Genomic DNA, 250 nt, shown 5'->3' on the forward strand with positions numbered 1-250 from the left:
CCGTTGCCCAATCCCCCGCCGAGCTGATTGCCGACCTGACCGACCAGGTGCGGCTCCTGCGCCAGGACGTGGGCAACCTCACCGCCACCGCGACCACCAAGGCCGAGGCGGCACGGCTTATGGCCAGGATCGAGAAAGCGTCGGGAGAGGCATTCGCACACGCTCAGGAGGTCATCGATGCCTCGGAGCATCTGGGCAGGCGGATGCACCAGGATAGAGCCAGAGCCTGTCTCTTATACAACTTTGACGC

Annotated in this window: 1 protein-coding gene; it reads left to right on the forward strand. The window is 64.4% G+C overall.

The window, feature by feature from the left end; all coding sequences use genetic code 11:
- Positions 1–250: hypothetical protein (locus AMS65_RS20220; RefSeq protein ID WP_206542028.1), on the forward strand; the 250-nt coding region annotated here is incomplete at both ends.

The organism is Leucobacter celer subsp. astrifaciens (assembly GCF_001273835.1).
In the GTDB taxonomy this organism is placed as follows: Bacteria; Actinomycetota; Actinomycetes; order Actinomycetales; family Microbacteriaceae; genus Leucobacter; species Leucobacter celer.